This window comes from Pseudomonas sp. GV047 (assembly GCF_003058245.1).
Classification (GTDB): Bacteria; Pseudomonadota; Gammaproteobacteria; order Pseudomonadales; family Pseudomonadaceae; genus Aquipseudomonas; species Aquipseudomonas marginalis.
In genome coordinates this window covers 682,771-690,100 of the sequence record NZ_QCWA01000002.1, presented here as the reverse complement: position 1 = coordinate 690,100, position 7,330 = coordinate 682,771, and the positions used below count along the sequence as shown (strand labels likewise).

Here is a 7,330-nt window from a genome sequence, read left to right as displayed (position 1 = left end):
CGAGGCGCGCATTCTACAGCAGCCTCATTTGCTGTCAAGTGATTATTTTCAGAAGCTTTCGAAGATTTCTTCAACAACTTCAACCACTTGCGCTTCCGATCTCTCGTCAGCGGGAGGCGAATTCTACAGCGTTACACGCTGCTGTCAACACCTCTTTTTCTCCGCTTTCGACCGAGAAGATCGAATCGTTAATAGCGCCAAACAACACGACTCTACCAACGCCTTCTGGGCTTCGATGAACTGAAGCAATCCGCTGTCTTATTCTGCATAACTCATTGTTTAGCAAGGAGTTTTACGTTTCGACTGCGCCGGAAGTGGGGCGAATTATAGACTTCTAGAATCTGCCGTCAACATTTAATTTGGTTTTCCTATCAATCTACCGAAGTTGATTAAAAAACCACCAAAAACGCCCTCTATATAGAAGAGCGCTCCTAGATAACTCCCGCTTCTTTTAAAGCCTTCACATTCGCCGAGCCCAGCCCCAATACATCCTGCAGCACCTGAGCCGTATGCTGCCCCAACAAAGGAGGCGCAGTACGGTACTCCACAGGCGTCTTGGATAACCGAATCGGACTGGCCACCAGCGGCACCATCCCCGCCAACGCATGCGGCAGCTGTATCGCCAGCCCTCGTGCCTTTACCTGAGGATCGGCAAACACCTGGGCCAGGTCATTGATCGGCCCACAAGGCACACCAACCCGCTCCAGTTGTGACACCCACTCAGCCGTAGTCTTGAAGACCGTAACCTGGCGAATCAATGGAATCAGCTCAGCGCGGTTGGCTACCCGCACCTTATTAGTAGAGAACCGCGGATCATCCGCCCACTGCGGCTGCCCAGCCACTTCGGCGAACTTACGAAATTGCCCGTCATTACCCACGGTCAGTATGAAATCGCCATCGGCCGTAGGAAAATCCTGATAAGGCACGATATTCGGATGAGCATTACCCAGTCGTTTTGGCGCCGCTCCCGTGGCCAGGTAGTTCATCGCCTGGTTAGCCAGACAAGCCACCTGCACATCAAGCAACGCCATATCGATATGCTGCCCACCCCCGTCATGATCCCGATGCGCCAGCGCAGCAAGGATCGCCACCGTCGAGTAGAGCCCAGTGAGAATGTCAGTCAACGCCACCCCCACCTTCACCGGCCCGGCCCCCTCATCGCCTTCCGGCCGACCAGTAAGACTCATCAGCCCACCCAACCCCTGGATCATGAAGTCATACCCCGCGCGAGCGGCATACGGCCCCGTCTGACCGAAGCCAGTGATCGAGCAGTAGATCAACTCGGGATTCACCTTCTTGAGCGACTCGTAGTCCAGCCCATACGCCGCCAGGCCACCCACCTTGAAGTTCTCGATCAAGATGTCGGACTTGGCCGCCAGATCTCGCACCAGCCGTTGTCCCTCCGGCCGCGTGAAGTCGATCGTCACCGACTCTTTGTTGCGATTAGCCGACAAGTAGTACGCCGCCTCACTCGTGTTCTCGCCATCAACATCCTTAAGGAAGGGCGGCCCCCAGGCGCGCGTATCGTCACCGCTACCAGGTCGCTCGACCTTGATCACCTCAGCCCCAAGGTCCGCAAGGATCTGCCCGGACCAGGGGCCTGCCAACACTCGCGATAAATCCAATACCCGCAGATGCGAAAGCGCGCCCATGCCGTTCCCCTATTAATAGAACGCCTGAAGACCGGTTTGCGCGCGCCCCAGAATCAGGGCATGCACGTCATGGGTGCCCTCATAGGTGTTAACCACCTCCAGGTTCACCAGATGACGCGCCACCCCGAACTCATCGGAGATGCCGTTACCCCCCAACATGTCCCGCGCCATACGTGCGATGTCCAAGGACTTGCCGCATGAGTTGCGCTTCATGATCGATGTGATTTCAACCGCAGCCGTTCCCTCTTCCTTCATACGCCCCAGGCGCAGGCAGCCTTGCAGCGCCAGGGTGATTTCGGTCTGCATATCGGCCAGCTTCTTCTGGATCAATTGAGTTGCTGCCAATGGACGGCCGAACTGATGGCGATCCAGGGTGTACTGGCGTGCGGTGTGCCAACAGAACTCGGCAGCACCCAAAGCCCCCCAGGAGATGCCATAACGCGCCGAGTTAAGGCAGGTGAAAGGGCCCTTCAAGCCGCGCACATCCGGGAAAATGTTCTCTTCCGGCACAAACACGTTATCCATCACGATCTCACCGGTGATGGAGGCGCGCAGGCCGACCTTGCCGTGAATCGCCGGCGCACTCAGGCCTTTCCAGCCTTTCTCCAGGACAAACCCACGAATATCCCCAGCATCGTCCTTGGCCCACACCACAAACACGTCCGCAATCGGGCTATTGGTGATCCACATTTTTGCGCCCGTCAGGCTGTAGCCGCCATCCACTTTGCGTGCACGAGTAACCATCGCGCCGGGATCGGAACCGTGGTCAGGCTCGGTCAAACCAAAGCAGCCAATCCATTCGCCCGAGGCCAATTTCGGCAAGTACTTCTGCTTTTGCGCTTCGGTGCCGAACTCATTGATAGGCACCATCACCAGTGACGACTGCACACTCATCATCGAGCGATAACCGGAGTCGACGCGCTCAACCTCACGCGCAATCAGGCCGTAGCTGACGTAGTTCAAACCACTGCCCCCGTACTGCTCAGGAATCATTGCCCCCAGCAAACCGGTCTCACCCATTTCACGGAAAATCGCCGGGTCGGTCTTTTCATGGCGAAAAGCTTCAAGCACACGCGGCGCCAGCTTGTCCTGGGCGAATTGCTCAGCACTGTCGCGCACCATGCGCTCCTCTTCGGTGAGCTGTTGATCCAGCAGCAGTGGATCGATCCAGTTGAAGCTTGCCTTGCCAGCCATGAATGAGTCCTCGCAAAGAAAATCAGAAGTCGTGCATGGAGCCTAGGCCGGGCAGGCAGGGAGAGCAAACGAGGTTTTTGCATAGGCTTGTGCTAATTTCTCACTCCGTAACGCCTATAAGCGACTCAGCTGCACTTTTTGTGTGAGGACAAGGTATATGCGCAGGAAAATTCCCAGCACCACCGCCCTTGTCAGTTTTGAAGCGGCAGCCCGCCACGAGAGCTTTACCAAGGCGGCGCATGAGCTTTCCATCACCCAAGGCGCCATTTGCCGACAGATCGCCAGCCTGGAGGAGTTTTTAAGTGTCGAGCTGTTTCGGCGCTCACGGCGCGGGGTAAAGCTGACGGAGGCGGGACTTTCATACAGCCGTCGCGTGGCCACCCAGCTGGACGCCGTGGAGCGCGATACCCTGTCCGTCATGGGGCAGCAAGGCGCAAACACCATTGAACTGGCCGTAGTACCCACGTTTGGTACGCAATGGTTGATCCCTCGCCTCAAGGACTTTCAACGACAGCATCCAGAGGTGACGGTAAACCTGACTAACCGCACGCGTCCTTTTCTGTTTGCCGACACAGAGTTCGACGCAGCAATCTACTTCGGCGACGCCGATTGGTCCGGCACCGAATCCCACAGGCTCATGGGAGAAAATCCTGTCCCCGTGTGCAGCCCGCGACTATTGGGCGAACTTGAGCGATTCACCCCCCAGGAGATTGCAGAACTGCCATTGCTGCAGCAGACCACCCGCCCTTACGCCTGGCGCCAATGGTTCAACGCCCAGCAACTGAACGTGCCCCGCGACATGACAGGCCCACGTTACGAGCTATTCTCGATGCTGTCTCAAGCCGCCATGCACGACATGGGTATTGCACTGATCCCTCCATTCCTTATCCAGCGAGAACTGGACGAGCATCGACTGGTGATCGCAAGCCCGCAGGCGCTGACCAGTTCGAAGGCTTATTACCTGATGATTCCTGACAGAAAAGTCGAACCCGCTTCACTGCACGCGTTCAGAGACTGGTTGATCGACCAATCGCAGCAGTACAGCCCCAGCATTTAAAGGACAAGCCTCACATGCTGACTTTGTAGTCAGCTAAATCTAAAGCCTACAGATATACGTATATGTCGCATTTAAGCAGACTGTACCTGTCAGTCTGAAACAAGGCTTAAAGCCATGATTTTCGTGGCTTGTAGCGACTCCTATCAGCCAATGCCCGACTATTCACATCAACGATGGAAAAAAATACACGAATCAGCTGCAGCCCTTTAAACACCTGTATTTAAAGAGGTTATTTCAACGTGTTGCGACAATCAGTCACAGGGTGACTTGTAGTTAATTTTTCGTCACCCGTCATAATCCCTTGAAGGCCGTAAAGTTCGCCTGCAAAATGCCGCGCCCCGCTGTCATTTCAGCGGGATCGTGCTGATCGGCCGCCCCAGCTGCGCCACTCGCGGTGCACTGGCCTTTTTACAAAAAGATCAAAAGCAAAAAGATCATGCAGGAGATTTGACGTGCACATTGGTGTTCCTCTCGAAACCCAGACCGGTGAAACGCGGGTGGCTGCCACCCCGGAAACCATCAAGAAGCTGATCGGCCAGGGCCATAAGGTCACTGTTCAAAGCGGCGCAGGCCTCAAGGCCAGCATCGTCGACAGTGCCTATGAAGCGGCGGGCGCGACCATTGGCAATGCCGGCGATGCGTTTGGCGCCGAGCTGATCCTCAAGGTGGTCGCCCCCAGCGACAGCGAACTGGCGCTGATCAAAAGCGGCACCGTGTTGGTGGGCATGCTCAATCCGTTCAGCAACGAAACCATTGCCAAGCTGGCCGAGCAGGGCATCACGGCCTTTGCGCTGGAAGCTGCGCCACGTACCTCGCGGGCCCAGAGCCTCGACGTGCTGTCGTCCCAGGCCAACATCGCCGGCTATAAAGCCGTGTTGCTCGCCGCCCATCATTACCCGCGCTTCATGCCGATGCTGATGACCGCCGCCGGTACGGTCAAAGCCGCGCGCGTGCTGATCCTCGGCGCCGGTGTTGCAGGCCTTCAAGCCATCGCCACGGCGAAACGCCTGGGCGCGGTGATCGAAGCATCCGACGTGCGCCCTGCGGTAAAAGAGCAGATCGAATCCCTTGGCGCCAAGTTCGTCGACGTGCCCTACGAAACCGACGAAGAACGTGAATGCGCCGTTGGCGTCGGCGGCTACGCGCGCCCGATGCCCAGCAGCTGGATGCAACGCCAGGCGCTGGCCGTGCACGAACGCGCCAAGCAGGCCGACATTGTCATCACCACCGCCCTGATCCCCGGCCGCAAGGCGCCGACGCTGCTCAGCGCCGACACCGTCGCGCAGATGAAGCCCGGCTCGGTGGTCATTGACCTCGCTGCCGCCCAGGGCGGTAACTGCCCGCTGACCGTCGCCGACCAGGTGGTGGTGGAGAACGGCGTAATCATCTGCGGCCCGACCAACCTCGCCGGCGCCGTCGCCGCCGATGCGTCGGCCTTGTATGCGCGCAACCTGCTGGACTTCCTGAAGCTGGTCTTCAACAAGGAAGGGCAGTATGAAATCAACCTCGAAGACGACATCGTCGCCGCGTGCCTCATGTGCCGCGACGGCCAAGTCATCCGCAAAAACGCCTAAGCAGGGATTCAGACGATGGAAGAGCTTATCTCCCCCGGTATCTACAACCTGATCATCTTTGTGCTGGCGATTTATGTCGGTTACCACGTGGTCTGGAACGTAACGCCCGCACTGCACACACCGTTGATGGCAGTGACCAACGCCATTTCAGCGATTGTGATTGTCGGCGCCATGCTCGCTGCAGCGCTGACCGTTACGCCACTGGGCAAGACCATGGGCACCCTGGCTGTGGCCCTCGCAGCCGTGAACGTGTTCGGCGGTTTCCTGGTAACTCGCAGGATGCTGGAGATGTTCAAGAAGAAAGCCCCGAAAGTAAAAGAAGAGGCGCCGAAGTAATGAGCATGAATCTGGTGACGACGCTGTACCTGATCGCGTCGATCTGCTTTATCCAGGCCCTCAAAGGCCTGTCGCATCCCACTACGTCACGACGCGGCAACCTGTTCGGCATGCTCGGCATGGCGCTGGCGGTACTCACGACCGTGGGCCTCATCTATAAGCTCGGCGCTGAGCTGGCCACCGCCGGTATCGGCTACGTGATCGTCGGCCTGCTGGTCGGCGGCACCGCCGGCTCGATCATGGCAAAGCGCGTAGAAATGACCAAGATGCCCGAACTGGTCGCCTTCATGCACAGCATGATCGGCCTGGCCGCGGTGTTTATCGCGATTGCCGCCGTGGTCGAGCCACAGTCCCTGGGCATCGTCAAACACCTGGGCGATGCGATCCCGGCGGGCAACCGCCTGGAGCTGTTCCTCGGCGCGGCCATCGGCGCAATTACCTTCTCCGGTTCGGTGATCGCGTTCGGCAAGCTCTCGGGCAAGTACAAGTTCCGCCTGTTCCAAGGCGCACCGGTACAGTTTGGCGGCCAGCACAAGATCAACCTGGTACTCGGCCTCGCAACCCTGGGCCTGGGCCTGGCGTTCATGTTCACCGGCAACCTCACCGCCTTTGCGCTGATGCTGGCATTGGCGTTCGTGCTCGGCGTGCTGATCATCATCCCGATTGGCGGCGCCGATATGCCGGTTGTTGTGTCGATGCTCAACAGCTACTCCGGCTGGGCAGCGGCGGGCATCGGCTTCTCGCTGAACAACTCGATGCTGATCATTGCCGGTTCGCTGGTGGGTTCAAGCGGTGCGATCCTGTCGTACATCATGTGCAAGGCGATGAACCGCTCCTTCTTTAATGTACTGCTCGGCGGTTTCGGCAATGCGCCGGATGCCGGTGCCGCAGCAGGCTCTAAAGAAGCACGCCCGGTAAAATCCGGTTCGGCCGACGACGCCACCTTCCTGCTGACCAACGCCGACACCGTGATCATCGTTCCAGGCTATGGCCTGGCAGTGGCACGGGCACAGCATGCCCTGAAGGAACTGACCGAGAAACTGACCCACCGTGGCGTGACCGTGAAATACGCGATCCACCCGGTGGCCGGCCGTATGCCTGGGCATATGAACGTCCTGCTGGCCGAAGCGGAAGTGCCTTACGACCAGGTGTTCGAGATGGAGGATATCAACTCCGAATTCGGCCAGGCTGACGTGGTGCTGGTGCTGGGCGCGAACGACGTGGTCAACCCGGCCGCCAAGAACGACCCCAACTCGCCGATTGCCGGCATGCCGATCCTGGAAGCGTTCAAGGCCAAGACCATCATCGTCAACAAGCGCTCGATGGCCAGTGGTTATGCCGGGCTGGATAACGAACTGTTCTACCTGGACAAGACCATGATGGTCTTCGGTGATGCCAAGAAGGTCATCGAAGATATGGTCAAGGCCGTCGAGTAACACTGCGCCAGAGCAATACCCCAAACCCCGGCCTCCAGTAGGCTGGGGTTTTTTATTACCCCATGAAACCCGACCAAAGGC

At 58.1% G+C, this 7,330-nt stretch carries 7 protein-coding genes; 5 read left to right on the top strand and 2 right to left on the bottom strand.

The features are described 5' to 3' along the window. The coding region (locus tag C8K58_RS32580) for a hypothetical protein (protein ID WP_108573580.1) at positions 1 to 244 on the top strand (244 nt) is incomplete at its 5' end. Between the two features lie 187 nt (positions 245 to 431). Here C8K58_RS32580 and C8K58_RS08410 read toward each other — a convergent pair. Then, complete coding sequence (locus C8K58_RS08410) at positions 432 to 1,652, bottom strand: CaiB/BaiF CoA-transferase family protein (RefSeq protein ID WP_027607999.1); 1,221 nt, start codon at positions 1,650 to 1,652, stop codon at positions 432 to 434. Positions 1,653 to 1,664: 12 nt separating this feature from the next. Further along, positions 1,665 to 2,846 carry an acyl-CoA dehydrogenase gene (locus C8K58_RS08405; RefSeq protein WP_027608000.1) on the bottom strand — a complete coding sequence of 394 codons (1,182 nt, stop codon included), beginning with the start codon at positions 2,844 to 2,846 and terminating at the stop codon, positions 1,665 to 1,667. A gap of 157 nt (positions 2,847 to 3,003) precedes the next feature. Between C8K58_RS08405 and C8K58_RS08400 the strand changes: the two genes are divergently transcribed. From C8K58_RS08400 to C8K58_RS08385, 4 genes are all read left to right on the top strand, one after another. Then, positions 3,004 to 3,903: a LysR family transcriptional regulator gene (locus tag C8K58_RS08400; protein ID WP_166655293.1), complete on the top strand. Its 900-nt coding sequence runs from the start codon at positions 3,004 to 3,006 to the stop codon at positions 3,901 to 3,903. A 452-nt stretch (positions 3,904 to 4,355) separates the two neighbouring features. Further along, entirely contained in the window at positions 4,356 to 5,477 is a 1,122-nt protein-coding gene (locus C8K58_RS08395) for a Re/Si-specific NAD(P)(+) transhydrogenase subunit alpha (protein WP_108573576.1), read from the top strand. Positions 5,478 to 5,492: 15 nt separating this feature from the next. Continuing rightward, a complete protein-coding gene (locus tag C8K58_RS08390) occupies positions 5,493 to 5,813 on the top strand; it encodes an NAD(P) transhydrogenase subunit alpha (protein ID WP_003187417.1) in 321 nt (106 codons plus the stop codon). Continuing rightward, complete coding sequence (locus tag C8K58_RS08385) at positions 5,813 to 7,249, top strand: NAD(P)(+) transhydrogenase (Re/Si-specific) subunit beta (RefSeq protein WP_027608003.1); 1,437 nt, start codon at positions 5,813 to 5,815, stop codon at positions 7,247 to 7,249. The genes C8K58_RS08390 and C8K58_RS08385 overlap by 1 nt, the downstream gene beginning before the upstream one ends. The last annotated feature ends 81 nt before the right edge of the window (positions 7,250 to 7,330 follow it).